Raw genomic sequence first — 14,885 nt, 5'->3', positions numbered from 1 at the left:
GGTCTTCGGGCCTCGGGCCCCAGCAACTTCGGATGGCCTTCCAGCCCTCCAGCCGGCCTTCCAGTCAGCTTTCCAACTGGCATTTCAGCCGTGCGGCCGTGAGGTCTTCGGGTTCTGGCCGGGGGCGACACCGGCCCCGACACGGCACTGCGGGGCAGCGCGAGCCGCCCTCGTCAGCACTAACTCTACCTTAACGTTAGAGTAGGGATGGGTGGGGTCGTGCCGGGGGTGCGGCCCACCGACCGACGAGAAGGGCCAGGGAGCACGGGCGTGGACGACAAGCACATGCAGATCGGCGAAGTCGCCGCGCGGACGGAGCTGTCCCTGCGCACCATCCGGCACTACGAGGAAACCGGCCTGGTCACCCCGTCCGCGCGCTCCCAGGGCGGCTTCCGCCTCTACACCGAGAGCGATGTGCAGCGGCTCATGGTCATCCGCCGGATGAAGCCGCTCGGCTTCACCCTCGACCAGATGCGCAACCTCCTGTCCGTCACCGACCGCCTGGACGACGACGACGCCCTCGACGCCGCCGAGCGGGAGGGGCTGCTGGCGCGGGTGCGGGAGTACGAGCAGGCCGCCACCGAGCAGGTCGACAAGCTGCGCGTCCAACTGGCCCGCGCAGAAGACTTCTCCGCCACCCTCCGCTCCCGCTTGGAGCAGCCCGCATCCCTGCCCGCCCCGGAACACCCGACGGTCCGGGCAGAGCCCTCCCCGGTCCGCTAGACGCCGGATCGAGTCCCCGCGCGGCCCCGCCGGCCGGCCCGCCCGGCCATGCACCTCACCTCACCCCACCCCCCCGTCTCGGGAGCGTCCGCAAAGCCCCCCGCGCCACCGCTCGTTCACCAGACCGCGCGGGGCGAGCGAGATGCATCGCCGCCCCCCGCTCCGCCGAGTGACCGGTCGAACGGTGTCCGACCTGCCGAGTAGGGTTCGGTTCTCGGACGGCCGGAGCCCCGCGGAGCGCAGTGGCACCGCCGTCATGGCGATCCTGGGGGGATCATGCGTACACGATTCGTTCTACGCCGGTGGGTGAGCACGAGCACCGCCGCGGCCGTGCTCGCGCTGGGAGGGGCAGGCGTCGGGCAGGCCGCGACCGGGGCGCAGGCGGCGGAGCCGCAGCAGCGCGTCGTCTACTCGGAAGAGACGACGGTCGACGGCATGCTGACGCATTCGCTGGTGTCGATGAACGCCGACGGCACCGACCGCCGGCTCCTGGTCCCGACCGGTGACGGACTGCCGCACGCCAAGTACTCCAACCCGGTCTTCTCGCCCGACGGGCGGCACCTGGCGTTCATCAGCGAGGACGGGTACGCGGACATCTGGGTCGCAGGCCCCGACGGCAGCGGAGCACGTCCTGTCGCCATGGATGTCCAGGACCCCGACGGATGGCTGAAGGAGCTGGCCTGGGGCCCGGACAGTGACATGCTCTACCTGGGCTTCCAGGCCATGCCCGGGCACGACCGCCTGCGGCTGATGAAGGTCAACCTCGACGGCAGCGGTCTCGGCTACGTGCTGCCCGACCAGCCGTACGTCTTCGACGGCCAGCCCTCGGTCGCGCCGAACGGCACGCTGGCCTTCCTGCACGGCAGCACCATCTCGGTCTACGACCCCCGCCAAGGCGGTACGCCCACCCTGCTCACCTCGGGCCTCCAGCCCGCGTACTCGCCGGACGGCACCGAGCTCGCCTTCGTCCGGCAGGCGTCGGCGGGGCCCCAGGTGTTCGTACGCGACCTGGCCAGCGGCCGGGAAACCCAGATCACCAACGATCCCGGCGGGGTGATCTACCCGTCGTGGTCGCCCGACGGAACCAAGCTGGCCTACCTCGCCGGCGGCACGGAGATGCGGCTGACGGTCCATTCCGCCACCACTGCCGGTGGCCCGGGCACAGCGCTCACCGGCGCCGACGTCCAGGGCGACGGACGCCCTGCCTGGGTCATCCCCACCCGCACCACCAGCCCCGGAAGAGACCTGACGGGTGATGGCCGGGCGGATCTGGTGGGCCGTGACGGCGCGGGTGTGTTGTGGCTGTACGCGGGGACGGGCAAGGCGTCGGCTCCGTTCGCCGGTCGGGTCAGGGTCGGCGGGGGTTGGGGCACGTACAACGCGCTGTCGGCGGTGGGGGATCTGACGGGTGATGGCCGGGCGGATCTGGTGGGCCGTGACGGCGCGGGTGTGTTGTGGCTGTACGCGGGGACGGGTAAGGCGTCGGCTCCGTTTGCCGGTCGGGTCAGGGTCGGCGGGGGTTGGGGCACGTACAACGCGCTGTCGGCGGTGGGGGATCTGACGGGTGATGGCCGGGCGGATCTGGTGGGCCGTGACGGCGCGGGTGTGTTGTGGCTGTACGCGGGGACGGGTAAGGCGTCGGCTCCGTTTGCCGGTCGGGTCAGGGTCGGCGGGGGTTGGGGCACGTACAACGCGCTGTCGTCGGTCGGGGACCTGACGGGTGATGGCCGGGCGGACCTGATGGGCCGTGACGGCGCGGGTGCGTTGTGGCTGTACGCGGGGACGGGCAAAGCCTCCGCTCCGTTCGCCGGGCGCATCAGGATCGGTGAGGGCTGGAACACGTACAACGCGCTGAGCTGAGCGCGGGCCGCATCCCCTTGCGGAAAGGGCCAGTTCGGAGGAGAAACCCTCTGAACTGGCCCTTGGCGCTGCGTCCTCGGTTGCTTCGAGGACGAAGCGGGCCAGAGCTCAAGCGATCGCCGCCGTCAGCCGCTAGGCATTCCCCGTCAGAAGGCAGGGGGGTTCGTCGTTGTCTGCGTCGCCCACAGGGGTCCAGAGCATCAGAGTCTTTCCATGCCGCAGGGCATCAAGGACGTCTCCCACCTCATCCCCCTGGGGGCCTTTGGTGTCGAACGACAACCGGACGGCGGTCCCCGCGTTGCCGGAGTCGTCCTTCCAGGTGCCGGAGCCCGACCGGGGCCCTGTCCAGTTCAAGTCCGAGGCGCCCATCCAGTCGCCGCATACGTCTTCGGCGGTGAACGTCCCATCTGGCTTCAGCGTCAGGGTGCCGCCGTCGGCGTCGGTCCATGTAGTGATGAGTTCAGCCGGCTTCAGCACGACCGATTCGCCCTCGGGCGGCGGCCGGTTCCAGATCCTGCCGCAGGCGGTGAGCGCGAGAGCCACGGCAAGGAGGACCACTGCGGTCCGCTGGGAACGCGACACGCTCCACCTCCAGCGGTTTCGACAGGGCGCACACACATGAAAGACCACCCCTCAATGTTGAGGGGTGGTCTTCTTCGCTTGTGCCCCCGGCAGGATTCGAACCTGCGACACCCGCTTTAGGAGCGAGGTGGGGCGAGTTGGGGGCTGACCTGCGGCTTACCGACTTCGCCGTCTGTTGATTGCGGTCCCTGTCCGTAGCCGCTGCTCCCCGTGAGGCCCCGCCCGATCTGGCGCGGTTGTGGCACGGGAAGAGCTGATCCGTAGCTTTGGATGCCAGCCCAGCTCGGCGCCAGTTTTTTGGCCCTCAGGTGAGCGCGTAGAGCATCATGTACGGGACTGCGATCACGCGCCAATCGTGAACATCCGTTACTGGGGAGGGGCAGATGTCGAGCACCACTGACTGGCTCAGTGCGACGGGCGGGATTGTTGGAGCCATCGGTGGGCCTGCTGGTATGTGGGCTGCCTGGAATCAGCACAGGATGAACCGCCGCCGCAGATTCGGGCCACCAGAAGAGCTCGTGGGCTTGCTCGGCAAGATTCTCGATGTCGCACACGATGTCACTCTCAGCTACCGAGATGAAGCTTGGCTGGAGGCGTCCGGCTTGCGGCCAGCATCAGAACGGGTCGATGAGTTGTCGCACCTGGTCACCGATGGAGTGCTTCGTCATGGGCTTCGGCTCGTCACGGGGAACGCGGGCCTGGTACTCGGAGCGACCACGGATGAGGATCAGTCTCCAGAGCGGAGTGTAACCACCGTGACGAACCAAGCCAGGTATGCGGCGGAACTCGACAAGTGGGCTAAAGACACCCTGGGTGACCTCCGACGTCAACTGTGACGGTCAGCGGAGTCTCAATGACCTAGTCAGGTCGATGGTGCGCCGTATCAGTGCGACGGCGCACCAAGCTCGATGCAGGCTTTGCGATCTGGCCCCACCCTTGTCAGATCAGTCAGTGAGCACTGTCGACGCCGGTTTACGAGGCCCCTGCCTACGTTGATGGTCGGCTGGCATACGGCCTCAATCGCACCTTTCCGTGCCCGTAGGTTTCAGGTACTGATGTCAGGGTTCGTCGCCCCGGTTGACAGCTCATTCGGCGATGCCGATGAGGTGGCTGTCCTGCGTCGTGACACAAGCCTGCGCCATGCTGAGACCTCTGGTCGCGTGACCTCGCGGATGTACGCCTTGCGCCCCTTGCTCAGCAGGGTGATGGCTTCCCCAATGCCCTTAGGATCCCAAGTCTCAAACAGATCATCGTGACTCTCCGGGACTCTGACGAGCCGCTCAAGCCTCTTGATCGAGGCTTTGACCTCATCAATGCCTTGGAAGTCAGGCAAAGCGTGGGACTCAACTCGGGCTCGGCCGATCGGTTCCAAGATCGCAAAGACGTACGCTTCACGCTGCTTGAAGTCGGTCGCATCTATGTCCCCGAGCGCCGCCATGTAACGGTTCCCGGCATCGGCAGCCTCGATGAAGTATTTGAGAGTGATCTCGAATCGCGGGACATCGAACTTGGCTACCTTTAGCCTTCCCTCCCACCGAATCCGATCCCGTGCCACTCCTCGCTGCGTCCACCGAGTGACGCCACCAACGATGAGCGCTGCACCCGCTGTCAGAAGCGGCCCAACAGTGGCAATCGAGTCAAGGTCCATGAAAGCATGTTGCACGAAATACCCCCTACAGACACCCAAATAGCCCGACCCACCACTTACCCCGGCTCCCATCCCGTCCGCCTTCGGCCCACACGTCGTGGAGCGGTCGTGGTTCAGGGCGTCAAGGTGGAGCGCGCCACTGTACGAACGACCTTGACGCCCTGGGCCGCGACTGCTCGGCTCTGCCTGGGTCGAAGGTGGTCGGGATGGGAGCTCCAAGACGCTCGCCCCGCTCCGGCCGGCACTCGCGAACGGTGCCCCGTCCATCCCGGAGTCTGAGCGCCCCCGCCGGAGGCATCCTCTTGAAGCCGCGGGCTTGGTTCTCGTCTCATGCCCCCGGGCCTATCCAGTTGTGGGCGCGCGTCGGCGGCGGCAGCGCCGAGCGGGCCGGAGGCAGGAGCGCGGGCGCAGCCAGAGCCGGGAAGCGCGCCCGGCGGAGCGGAGCGCAGCCGGGTGCCTTGATGAGGTAGAGAAACCTGTAACAACTCCGTGGGAAGCGGGGCCGTCAGTTGCTCGCGTGAGGGCGGATCGCGTCGGCAATGGCCTGCATGGACTCGGTGATCGCTTCGGCTCTTGCTTCGGCGAACACCTGGCGCTTGCGTGACTTGTTGGCGTAGCCGATCGCCGTGCTGCCCACCGCATGTGCAGCCTGGATGTCTGTCAGTGAGTCGCCGATCAGAGTGCACAAAGTGGTGTCCACTCCCAGGCGTTCAGCGGCCGTGATGAGTGAATGCGGGTTGGGCTTCATGAGTTCGGGGTGCGCCTTGGGGCGGCCAACAATGGCCAGCACATGTCCTGCTAGCCCATGCTGATCAAGGAATGAACGAACGCACTCGGCAGAGTTGTTGCTCACCACCGCGATTTTCCGCCTCGCTGCTCGGACGGCTTCGAGCGATGCGACTGCTCCCGGGGTCGGGGCACCCGCGACTCTGACCGCTTCGACCTCGGCCGCGGTGAGAGCGTGTTCGACCTGTAGCCCGATCGCTGCATCGGCCTCATGTGTGAGCCGCAGGACTTCCAGAGGATCATCGATGCCACTTAGCTTCCTGCTCAGGGCCGGTTCACTACTGGCTGCGAGCAGGGCCAGGTTCCGTGCAACTTCTGCCGCGGGGTGACCAGCGAACACATCGCAGATTGGACCGTCGAAGTCGAACAGGACTGCATCGGCGTTGACCAATACGGCACTCAGGGCTTCAGTGTCCATCAAGGTCGAACTCCCTCGCGATGGTCTCCCACACACTGTCGAACCACATGCTGGCCTGCTGGACCTGCTGCGTCCCGCTCGACGACTCGCTGTCGTTGATGGAGTGGTGGAAGAGGACCGTGTCCTTCCCGACCAAGTCGTAGATCTCGATGGCTTCGCCCTGGGCTACGACCTTGTTGGGCTTGATCGGGTAGTAGCCGAAGAAGGCATCTTCCTGGTTGATGACGTACAGCTTGAAGAACTGCGTTCCGCTGTGAACACGCACGTCGACGCGCGTTTCGGGCACCAAGCCGAGGTGGCTCAGTTCCGCCATCGAGTCTCGGATGCTGCGGGCGTACCCAACCATGATGTCGTGCATCCGGGCGCGCAGACGTTCGTCATCGCCGCAGTCTTCGCGGCGTACTGGGGCGGCCTGCGCGACGGCCATGTCCGGGACGAGTATGCGAACAGTGATGCTCGATGGAGTCAGTCTGCCGACTCGGATCTTGTCCATCGGTTCTTGCAGTGCGCCGTGCAGGGTCTCGCTGGAGAATCCGGCAAAGTCGATGGTTACGGCGCTGCTGGAGAACGCTTGCTCGACGTAAGGCCGTAGCCCTGCAGGCCTCTCGGTTCGGTTTCGAACGAACACGCCGCTTCCCTTGCGCGACACCACCAAGCCTTCGTCTTCAAGGTCCCTCAGCGCGCGCTGGATGGTGGCTCGGGCGAAGCCGTACAGCTCCGTTAGTTCCTTGTGAGACGGCAGCTTTTCGCCGGGCCCGAGCCGCCGCGTCCGAATGGCTGCCCCCAGGCTGCTGGCCACCTGCTCATAGGGCGGTCGGTCGTCGTCAGGGTCCAGGGGCTCGGGAGTGAAGGTCATGCAGCGATGCTACGCCGTTGAACGGGCATTGAGGCAGCCAGGACAGTCAGGTGTTGACCTGACTAGCCAGGCTGTGTACGTTGGTCATGTAGCCATCAAGGCTAGCCAAGTCAGCCACCTCGCTTTGGGGAGAACCTCATGCCGTCGTTCAAGATTGATGTTTCGACCGCTGTCGTGTTTGTCGCGACGCCTCCGACTCCGAAGCTCGTGAGTAAGCAGACCGGTGAGATCGCGATGGACCGGGAGACCGGTGCTCCGCTGGCGACCGTGGGCCTGCTGATCTCGGACGAGGGGGAGGGCAACCTGTACCAGGTGACCGTTCCGAGCACGGGTGTCCCGGAGGGCCTGGCCCCGGGTACGCCGGTCACGGTGGTTGGGCTCAAGGCGCGGGACTGGGAGAACACGTTCAACGGGCAGACCCGGCACGGGATCAGCTTCCGCGCGGTAGCGATCACGGCAGGTGTCTGACCATGCCGGACCTGACCATGATGATCGAAGCTGCGGGGGCCTTATCGGCTGTCGGCGGCCTCGGTTACGCGAAGGCTCGCGCACCGCGGGTGTTCTGGTCGCTGGTGGGCTTGCCGGTCGCCCGGGTTCGGTTCGCGGCTACGTACCGGTCGACGATGGATGTGTGTGGGCTGACGGTTCAGCCGTCCAGGCTGCGGGCGTTCATGGTTCGCAACGTGGCCCGTCGCCAGGATGTGCAGCCGGTACCGCCGAAGGTTCGCCGGGTCCGCGGCTCCTCGACGGGGATGCGGGCGATACTCCGCCTCCCTGCCGGTTTGGAGCCCGCGGACGTGGCTGCGGCCTCGGAACGGCTGCGGCACGCCTGGGGCGTCCACTCCGTCCACGTGGTGGAGGTCAAACCCGGCTTCGTCGAACTCCGCATGACCGGGTACGACGTCCTGCGGCGAGTGAAGATGCCGCGCCGGCTGCCCCGGAAGCTGGTCGGCCCCATGGTGGTGCCGGTGGCGTTGCGGGAGGACGGTACGGCGTTCGTGCGGGACTACAAGAAGATCCCGCATGGCCTGACGCTGGGCGCGAATCAGTCGGGTAAGTCGATGTTCCAGCGCAACCTGATCACCGGTCTCGCGAAACTCCCGGTCGGCCTGGTCGGGATCGACTGCAAGCGCGGTGTGGAACAGCGCGGCTTCGCCCCTCGGCTCTCCGCGCTGGCTACCACCCCGGATGAAGCCTCCAGCCTGCTGGAAGTCCTGGTCCGGGAGATGGAAGAGCGCTTCGACGCCCTGAGCTCCCACGGCGTCTCCGACCTGTGGGACCTGCCGGCCAAGGTGCGGCCGGTGCCGCTGGTCGTCCTGGTCGACGAGGTGGCCGAACTGTTCCTGACCGCGGTCAAGAAGGATGAGGAACGGCGCGATCAGATGGTGATGCGCCTGGTCCGTCTCGCGCAGATGGCCCGCGCGGTCGGCATCTATCTGGAGGTTTGCGGCCAGCGCTTCGGTTCCGAACTCGGCAAGGGTGCCACGATGCTCCGCGCCCAGCTCACCGGCCGCGTGGTGCACCGCGTCAACGACAAACAGACCGCCGATATGGGCCTGGGCGACATCGCCCCGGACGCGGTCTTCGCCGTGACCACGATTGCGCCGGACCGTCCCGGTGTGGCGGTGGCCGGCGACTCCTCCGGCGGCTGGTCCCGCATCCGCACCCCCGAAATGACCGCCGCCGAAGCGGTCGCAATCTGCCGCGACTACGCGCACATGACCCCGGACATCGCCGCTCTGGCCCCGTTCCGCCCGGTCGTCCGCACCACCCCGGCCCCGGCTGCGCCGCTGGCCAAGCCGCGCCCGGTCACCGAGTAACACCCCCGAACTCCCGGTTGGCGTGACCGTCTCGCGCCAGGTCCCTACCCCGCCCATGCCCGGAACCGAAAGGAACCACCGCCATGGCCACCACGAAACGGACCACCAAACCCACACCCCAACCCTCTGCCGAGCCCGGCGACTGCAAGCCGTGCGGTGGGACCGGAAACGTCCCGACCACGGTGCGGGTCGGTCGCAAGCGCCGCCCGGTCGGCCAGCAGGACGGCCTCTGCCTCAACTGCTTCGGCTCCGGCACCGACCCGAACGCCTGACCCCTGCTCCGGGTGCTGGGCGGTGAACACCACATCCCGCCCGGCCCCGGCACCACCCCAGATTGGAGGTGAAGACCATGTTCCGAACCATCCGCTTGGATGCCGTGCTGGTCCAGGCGGTCATCGCCGGTGCGCTGTCGTTCTCGCATCTGCATGACCTGGCTGAGGCGGCCGGCCAGGACGGCTGGAAGGCTTGGGCCTATCCGATCAGCGTGGACCTGCTCCTGGTCGCCGCATGGCGCCGGATGCGGACCCACGCCGACAACCGCCCGGCCTGGGTCTGGTTCGTCATCGCCCTGACCGCATCGTTGGGCGCGAACATTGCGACCGCCGGAATGCTCGACCTCGGCGACGTCCCGGCCTGGCTCCGCATCCTTGTCGCCGGCTGGCCCGCCCTCGCCTTCCTCGGCGGAACGCTCCTCGCCCACACCCCCGCAAGTGTCCCGGCCGAAGGTGAACCGGCCCCGGTCACCGCACCGCTCACCGCCCCGCACCCCGAACCGGTCCCAGACGTCACGGTCGAGCGCGCACCCGAACCGGTCGCGGAACCGGCCCCCGAACTTCCACCCGCTGCCGCTCCAACTCCGGTGCCAGCCACAACGGCCGCGGTTCCTCCGGCACTGCTCGATCACGCCCGGAAGCTCGCAAACACGCACCACGCCACCACCGGCAACCGCATCGACACCGAGACTCTGCGCGCTCGCCTCGGCGTTCCTGCCCCGCTCGCTGACGCCATCACAGCCCAACTCACCTGAAAGGCAACCGACATGGCCATGCACCGATTTACCAGCGTCTCCGAGTTCCTCAGCGCCGCACGCGAGATGGTCGAGAGCGGCCGCCCGACGCTGGCCCGGCTCCTCGTGGAGGAGGCCGCCGACCGCACCACTGACCCGGTCGAAGCCGACCGCATCCGTGCCGAGTGGCTCGGCCCCAACCACAGGAAGCAGGGCTGATCATGCCGCGCCCGAACCGCTTCACCGACGTGGTTCGTATCGGCCCCGTGCGGGTCGGCACGCACTACGACGGGCGGGGCCGCACGAAGCACACGGCCGCTTGCACCGCCCCCGGCTGCAACTTCTCCGCCGACTACCACGGCCGTGCCGCCGCCGAACTCGCCGCCAAAACCCACCGCTGCAACGCCTGAGAGGAGCAAGCCATGTTCACCCCGAAATACCCGACCCCGGACACCGCCCCCACTGCCGGTCAGTCCCTCGTCCGACCGCTCACCGGCCTCGTGCACCCGCCGGCGTGCGACTGCCACCACACCCCCGCCACCACCGCCCCGGCCTCGATGCCTGCTCCGGCGACCCGGTCCACGGTGCAGCTCACCCCCGGCACCCTCGCCGTAGCTGTCGCCGGCGGAACCGCCGTGGTCCTCGTGGTCGGTGCGGTCCTGGTCTCGATGCTCCTCGCGATCGCGATCACCGCCGCATCCGTCGCGATCTGCGCGGTCGTCCTGCGCTCCCTGCTCAACAATCATCAGCAGCGCTAGCAGCCCCCGGGGCGGCCTCAACCGCCAAGTTTCCGCCGCCCCGGGCGCCCAACCCACTTCCTGATCCAACGGACCCGAAAGGGAGATCCCATCATGCCCGAGAACACCCTGCCCCGGCCGATCTGCGGCCACTGCGACGGCTTCCCCCAGGTCGCCATCACCACCGGCCAGACCACCCCGGACGGCGAGCGGCACACCATCACCGCCCACTGCCCCGCCTGCCGCGGCGTCGGCCACGCCACCACCCCCGTCCGCGCCTACGCCCGCGCCGGGAAGTGACTGCGATGGCCGACCTGACCCCGACCCCGGACCGCCCCGGCCTGCACATCAGCAAGCCGTCCCCCAACAGCCCCGCCACCGGATCGGCCGTGTGCCACTGCGGTGCTTCGGCCACCGCGACCGGTGACACCGCGGTCCGCGCCCTGGTGGAGGGCTACACGACCAACCACGGGCCCGCCCACAACCGCACGGGACGCTGACCATGACCAACACCGCCACCGCGGCGGGCCTGGACCCGACCACCCTCGCCGACGTGCTGAGGGTGGCCGGGTCCACCGGCTTCGACCGCTGGAACGAACAGATCCGCCGCACCGGAGGATGCGCACAACCCATCCACCTCACCGGCGCAACCAAGACCACCGACCGGGCCACCGGCACCCTGCTCCACCACTACACGACCGACACCGAGCCCGGCGGCCGGTTACGCATCGCCTGCGGCAACCGCCGCGCCTCCCGCTGCCCCGCCTGCGCCTGGACCTACGCCGGCGACACCTACCACCTCATCCGCGCCGGCCTCACCGGCGACCCGGACAAAGGCACTCCGCACACGATCCGGGATCACCCGCGGGTCTTCGCGACGCTCACCGCCCCGTCGTTCGGTGCGGTCCACAACCGGCCCGGGAACCGGCCCTGCCGCTGCGGCACCCACCACCACGACAACGCCCCCGAACTCGGCACCCCGCTCGACCCGGCACGGTACGACTACGCCAGTGCGGTGCTCTGGAACAACCACGCCTCCGACCTGTGGCGCTACTTCACGATCTACCTCCGCCGCGAAATCGCCCGCCGCGCCGGCCTCACCCAGAAAGCCGCCCGCGAACAGTCCCGGCTCTCCTTCGGGAAAGTCGCGGAGTACCAAAAGCGCGGCGCGGTCCACTTCCATGCCGTGATCCGCTTCGACGGACCCGACGGCCCGGACTCACCCCCGCCGGCCTGGGCCACCCTCGACCTGCTCGACGACGCGATTCGTGCGGCTGCCGCCCGGGTCGAAGTCACCGTGCCCGCGAACGAGGAAGCCGGATTCATCACCCCTTGGGTACTGCGCTGGGGCACACAGCTCGACGTCCAGCCCATCGGCGCGTTCGGCAACGGCGAAGACCTCACCGAGCAAGCCGTGGCCTCCTACGTCGCCAAATACGCCACCAAGGCGGCCGAGACGACCGGGACCGTGGACCACCGGATCGGCAACACGGAAGCGCTGATCCTCCTCGACGTCCCCGACCACCCGCGGCGGCTGATCGAAGCGTGCCTGGACCTCCACCACGCCTACCCCGACCGCAAGCTCCGCGACTGGGCCCACATGCTCGGCTTCCGCGGCCACTTCTCCACCAAATCCCGCCGCTACTCCACCACCCTCGGTGCCCTCCGCCAGGTCCGCGCCGACTACCGGGCCGCCCAACAACGCGAAGCGCTCGGCCTACCCGATCCGGACGACCACCCCGAGGCAACCACCCTCACGCTCGCGCACTGGGCCTACGCCGGCCACGGCCACACCCCCGGCGAATCCTGGCTCGCCGCCAACATCCACCGCGACATCCAACACAACCGCGACACCGCCCGCGAAGCACGTGCCGAACTCGAAGCATTCACAGAAGGGGAGTGGTGAGCATGGCCGACCACCTGCTGACCGTGGAACAAGTCGCTGACCGACTCGGCACAACCGTGCGCTTCCCCCGGCGGCTGATCGAGGAACGCCGGATCACCTTCGTCAAGGTCGGCCGACACGTCCGTATCCCCGAGACCGCCGTAGCGGCCTTCGTCATGGCCAACACGGTGGAACCGGTGACGACCCGGCGAGCCGGACTACGGAGGGCTGCCTGATGGCCAACAAGAAGGGGAACCGCCGGCGCTTCGGCTCCGTCCGGCAACTGCGGTCCGGCCGCTGGCAGGCTCGATACCGTGACCCTGCGACGGGGCAGCTCCGCAGTGCCGAGCAGACCTACGCGACCAAGACAGACGCAGACCTCGCGCTGACCCACATCGAGGCGGACATCTCGCGCGGTCAGTGGGAAGATCCGGACAAGGGTGCCGTCCCCTTCACCGAGTACGCCGATGCCTGGCTTCGGGACCGCAAGCTCGCCGACCGCAGCAGGGAACGGAACGAGGCAGTCATCCGGCTGCACATCACGCCGACGTTTGGATCCGGATCTCTGGCCGATGTGACCACGTCCCGCGTCCGGGCCTGGCGCGGAAAGCTGCTCGCGGCCGGAGTGGGGGAGCCGACGGTCGTCAAGGCTTATCAGGTCCTCCGAGCGATCATGAACACGGCGGTTGATGACGAACTGATCCGTCGTAACCCCTGTCGGGTCAAGGGCGCAGACCGCTACGACGTGCCCGAGCGGCCTGTGTTGACCGTGGCTGAGGTGTACGCGGCTGCCGACGCCATCGCTCCCCGGTACCGGCTGCTCGTCCTGCTCGCCGCGTTCACCACGCTGCGCTTCGGTGAGCTGGCCTCTCTACGCCGCCGCGACATCGATACCGCCGGGCGCGTGGTCCTGGTGCAGCGCGCTCAGGCCGAGATGCAGAACGGCAAGCTCTTCGATAAGGCTCCGAAGTCGGCGGCCGGCGTCCGCCCCGTCGCCTTCCCGGACGAAATCCTGCCCGACGTCATCGAGCACCTGGAGCGCTACGCGGGTGCCGGTCGCGACGGCCACATCTTCCTCGGCCCCCAGGGCGGACAGCTGCGGCGCAGCAACTTCCGGGACGACTGGATCAAGGCGCGCAAGGCTGCGGGCATCTCTACGGACGTCCACTTCCACGATCTACGGCACACGGGGAACAACCTCGTCGCTGCGACGGCGAGCACGCGTGAACTGATGACGCGCATGGGGCACAGCACGGCGCGTGCGGCACTGATCTATCAGCACATGACCGCCGACCGGGACCGCGCCATCGCTGACCGGCTGGGGGCGATGATCCGCAAGCAGCAGGGAGATACCGAGACGTAGTGGCACGCCCGTGGCACGGGCGCGATCATGCGAAAGGGCCAGTTCGAGAGGATCAAGCCTCGGAACTGGCCCTTAATGCTGTGCCCCCGGCAGGATTCGAACCTGCGACACCCGCTTTAGGAGAGCGGTGCTCTATCCCCTGAGCTACGAAGGCGGGGCTTGTCCGAAGCCGGCCGGGGACCCCAGTGGGGCATGCCGGGCGGCGGGAGACGAGCGCCCTGGTCAGGCTTCCCACGGGGCGGTGTCGGGTGGGGTCCGGAGGGACCGTTGCCCGGGCAGGTGCCCTGAAGGTCGACTGACCGCTGACAGCCTAGCGGATGGGGATTGCGCAGGTCGCCCCCGTTACTGCTGAGTGCCGTTTCGCCTTCGGACCACGCCTGCTGGGCTGCGAAGTGATGTGCGCGGTGCGGTGGCCCTCCCACCATGCCCCGCGACGATGCTCGGGGGCTTCGTCCGAGTCGTACGGCTGAGCCGGCTTCCCCTGGCGCGGGGCTCGGCCCCTCAGCCGGGTGGATCACGGTGCCGACGTCAGGGACGCGGGTTCCCAGCCGAAACCGTCCGGGTCGGTGAAGGCGCCGGCGTCGCCCACGACGGCGAGGCGGTGCGAGCCGGTGCCGTCGACCGGGACGCCGACGTCCTTGGCGAGGGCGCGGCGCCCGTACAGAGCGAGCTTGACGGGGCTGCCCTGGGTGTCGAACTCCACGTACTTGCTGCCGAAGCTCTTGGCGACGGTGAGGCCGCGCTCCACGTAGAAGCGCTTGCTGGCGGTCACGCTCGCAGCGCCCAGGAGAAGGACCATCTGGTCGATCCGGCCGGTGGCGGGGGCCGTGTCCTTCTTCGCCGATGTCGCGATCTTCCAGATCGTTCCGTCCGGGGCCTGGACGACGCCGCCGTAGCCCCAGAACGACTTCGAGGCCGGCTTCAGCGAGGTGGCGCCGGCGTCCAGAGCGGCGTCGACGAAGCCGCGGACGTCGGCCGGCTGGGACATGGTGAGCGACAGCGAGAATCCGCGGAATCCGGTGGTGGGCGCGTCCGAGCTGCGCAGGCCTACCCGGGAGTCCAGGCCGAGGGTGGTGTAGAAGCGGTGGGCGGCCGCGGTGTCGGCCACCTCGAGGGTGAGGGATTCGATGGAGGTCATGTGCTTCACGCTAATTGCGGGCCTGCTGGGGTGCTTCTTGATTCCTGACCGGTTCGGTACGGC

Annotated in this window: 20 protein-coding genes and 1 tRNA gene; 15 read left to right on the top strand and 6 right to left on the bottom strand. The window is 68.1% G+C overall.

Going from position 1 to position 14,885, the window contains the following annotated elements:
• Positions 1-270: 270 nt before the first annotated feature.
• Together ABZ454_RS06325 and ABZ454_RS06320 are read left to right on the top strand one after the other, a co-directional pair.
• The gene (locus tag ABZ454_RS06325) at positions 271-723 is read left to right on the top strand and encodes a MerR family transcriptional regulator (protein ID WP_359536317.1); all 453 of its coding nucleotides are present in this window, start codon (positions 271-273) and stop codon (positions 721-723) included.
• A gap of 306 nt (positions 724-1,029) precedes the next feature.
• The gene (locus ABZ454_RS06320; protein ID WP_359536316.1) at positions 1,030-2,583 is read left to right on the top strand and encodes an FG-GAP-like repeat-containing protein; all 1,554 of its coding nucleotides are present in this window, start codon (positions 1,030-1,032) and stop codon (positions 2,581-2,583) included.
• 132 nt (positions 2,584-2,715) lie between these two features.
• Here the strand turns inward: ABZ454_RS06320 and ABZ454_RS06315 are convergent, their stop codons facing one another.
• Entirely contained in the window at positions 2,716-3,165 is a 450-nt protein-coding gene (locus ABZ454_RS06315; RefSeq protein WP_359536315.1) for a hypothetical protein, read from the bottom strand.
• Between the two features lie 383 nt (positions 3,166-3,548).
• Here ABZ454_RS06315 and ABZ454_RS06310 point away from each other — a divergent pair, with 383 nt between their 5' ends.
• Positions 3,549-4,001: a hypothetical protein gene (locus tag ABZ454_RS06310; RefSeq protein ID WP_359536314.1), complete on the top strand. Its 453-nt coding sequence runs from the start codon at positions 3,549-3,551 to the stop codon at positions 3,999-4,001.
• Positions 4,002-4,210: 209 nt separating this feature from the next.
• On the opposite strand, the gene ABZ454_RS06305 is transcribed toward ABZ454_RS06310, so the two are convergent.
• From ABZ454_RS06305 to ABZ454_RS06295, 3 genes are all read right to left on the bottom strand, one after another.
• Positions 4,211-4,813 carry a hypothetical protein gene (locus ABZ454_RS06305; RefSeq protein ID WP_359536313.1) on the bottom strand — a complete coding sequence of 201 codons (603 nt, stop codon included), beginning with the start codon at positions 4,811-4,813 and terminating at the stop codon, positions 4,211-4,213.
• A 505-nt stretch (positions 4,814-5,318) separates the two neighbouring features.
• On the bottom strand, positions 5,319-6,017 hold the full coding sequence (locus ABZ454_RS06300; protein ID WP_359536312.1) for an HAD family hydrolase: 699 nt from the start codon (positions 6,015-6,017) through the stop codon (positions 5,319-5,321).
• On the bottom strand, positions 6,007-6,873 hold the full coding sequence (locus ABZ454_RS06295; protein WP_359536311.1) for a GntR family transcriptional regulator: 867 nt from the start codon (positions 6,871-6,873) through the stop codon (positions 6,007-6,009). The genes ABZ454_RS06300 and ABZ454_RS06295 overlap by 11 nt, the downstream gene beginning before the upstream one ends.
• A gap of 138 nt (positions 6,874-7,011) precedes the next feature.
• On the opposite strand from ABZ454_RS06295, the gene ABZ454_RS06290 reads away from it, so the two are divergent.
• From ABZ454_RS06290 to ABZ454_RS06235, 12 genes are all read left to right on the top strand, one after another.
• Positions 7,012-7,341, top strand: coding sequence for a hypothetical protein (locus tag ABZ454_RS06290; RefSeq protein WP_359536310.1), 330 nt, complete (start codon positions 7,012-7,014; stop codon positions 7,339-7,341).
• A gap of 2 nt (positions 7,342-7,343) precedes the next feature.
• Positions 7,344-8,693 (top strand): FtsK/SpoIIIE domain-containing protein, encoded by a 1,350-nt coding sequence (locus ABZ454_RS06285; RefSeq protein WP_359536309.1) that lies wholly within the window; start codon positions 7,344-7,346, stop codon positions 8,691-8,693.
• Positions 8,694-8,776: 83 nt separating this feature from the next.
• Positions 8,777-8,965 carry a hypothetical protein gene (locus ABZ454_RS06280; protein ID WP_359536308.1) on the top strand — a complete coding sequence of 63 codons (189 nt, stop codon included), beginning with the start codon at positions 8,777-8,779 and terminating at the stop codon, positions 8,963-8,965.
• A 77-nt stretch (positions 8,966-9,042) separates the two neighbouring features.
• Positions 9,043-9,720 (top strand): DUF2637 domain-containing protein, encoded by a 678-nt coding sequence (locus ABZ454_RS06275; protein WP_359536307.1) that lies wholly within the window; start codon positions 9,043-9,045, stop codon positions 9,718-9,720.
• A gap of 12 nt (positions 9,721-9,732) precedes the next feature.
• Positions 9,733-9,918 carry a hypothetical protein gene (locus ABZ454_RS06270; RefSeq protein WP_359536306.1) on the top strand — a complete coding sequence of 62 codons (186 nt, stop codon included), beginning with the start codon at positions 9,733-9,735 and terminating at the stop codon, positions 9,916-9,918.
• Positions 9,919-9,920: 2 nt separating this feature from the next.
• On the top strand, positions 9,921-10,109 hold the full coding sequence (locus ABZ454_RS06265) for a mobile element transfer protein (RefSeq protein ID WP_359536305.1): 189 nt from the start codon (positions 9,921-9,923) through the stop codon (positions 10,107-10,109).
• 12 nt (positions 10,110-10,121) lie between these two features.
• Positions 10,122-10,457 (top strand): SpdD protein, encoded by a 336-nt coding sequence (locus ABZ454_RS06260; RefSeq protein WP_359536304.1) that lies wholly within the window; start codon positions 10,122-10,124, stop codon positions 10,455-10,457.
• A 93-nt stretch (positions 10,458-10,550) separates the two neighbouring features.
• Positions 10,551-10,736, top strand: coding sequence for a hypothetical protein (locus ABZ454_RS06255; protein WP_359536303.1), 186 nt, complete (start codon positions 10,551-10,553; stop codon positions 10,734-10,736).
• A 5-nt stretch (positions 10,737-10,741) separates the two neighbouring features.
• The gene (locus ABZ454_RS06250; RefSeq protein WP_359536302.1) at positions 10,742-10,936 is read left to right on the top strand and encodes a hypothetical protein; all 195 of its coding nucleotides are present in this window, start codon (positions 10,742-10,744) and stop codon (positions 10,934-10,936) included.
• Between the two features lie 2 nt (positions 10,937-10,938).
• Complete coding sequence (gene repSA, locus ABZ454_RS06245; protein WP_359536301.1) at positions 10,939-12,342, top strand: replication initiator protein RepSA; 1,404 nt, start codon at positions 10,939-10,941, stop codon at positions 12,340-12,342.
• 2 nt (positions 12,343-12,344) lie between these two features.
• Complete coding sequence (locus tag ABZ454_RS06240) at positions 12,345-12,557, top strand: excisionase family DNA-binding protein (protein ID WP_359536300.1); 213 nt, start codon at positions 12,345-12,347, stop codon at positions 12,555-12,557.
• Entirely contained in the window at positions 12,557-13,684 is a 1,128-nt protein-coding gene (locus ABZ454_RS06235; protein WP_359536299.1) for a tyrosine-type recombinase/integrase, read from the top strand. The genes ABZ454_RS06240 and ABZ454_RS06235 overlap by 1 nt, the downstream gene beginning before the upstream one ends.
• 81 nt (positions 13,685-13,765) lie before the next feature.
• Here the strand turns inward: ABZ454_RS06235 and ABZ454_RS06230 are convergent.
• Positions 13,766-13,838 (bottom strand) — tRNA-Arg (locus tag ABZ454_RS06230).
• Positions 13,839-14,198: 360 nt separating this feature from the next.
• Positions 14,199-14,822 (bottom strand): glyoxalase, encoded by a 624-nt coding sequence (locus ABZ454_RS06225; protein WP_359536298.1) that lies wholly within the window; start codon positions 14,820-14,822, stop codon positions 14,199-14,201.
• Between the last annotated feature and the right edge of the window lie 63 nt (positions 14,823-14,885).

Origin of the sequence: Streptomyces sp. NPDC005803 (assembly GCF_040630435.1) — a bacterium.
Classification (GTDB): Bacteria; Actinomycetota; Actinomycetes; order Streptomycetales; family Streptomycetaceae; genus Streptomyces.
The sequence above is the reverse complement of the archived record's forward strand: the minus strand, read 5'-3'. Positions and strand labels throughout refer to the sequence as shown.